The organism is Pseudomonas sp. NPDC087598 (genome assembly GCF_044743525.1).
Lineage (GTDB): Bacteria > Pseudomonadota > Gammaproteobacteria > Pseudomonadales > Pseudomonadaceae > Aquipseudomonas.
Map to the genome: position 1 here is coordinate 1 of NZ_JBIUWQ010000103.1, position 330 is coordinate 330.

The window sequence follows — 330 nt, forward strand, 5'->3', positions numbered from 1 at the left end:
GTCATCCACCAGATAAATACACTGACCGCGTCGGGCCTGGCTGACCAGATGCCCCTGGGCAATCCGCAATGCACAGACCACCAACTTCTGCTGACCCCGGGACAAGATGTCCGCGGCGTTGTGTGCGCCCAATCTAAGACGCAAGTCAGCCCGTTGTGGCCCGGCCTGGGTGTGGCCCATTTGCTGATCCCGTTGCAGGGAACCGGCAAGTACTGCGCTCAATTCCCGGTCTTTGTCCCAGCCTCGGTAATAGCTGAGCGTCAAACCTTCAAGCTCAACCAGTTCGCTCAAGGTTTGTTCAAAGACTGGTTTCAAGGCTTTGATGTAAGC

1 pseudogene is annotated in these 330 nt (G+C 56.7%); it reads right to left on the bottom strand.

From position 1 onward, the window contains the following. Positions 1–330, bottom strand: a pseudogene (locus ACIOWE_RS29100) (DNA replication and repair protein RecF); the annotation flags it as partial.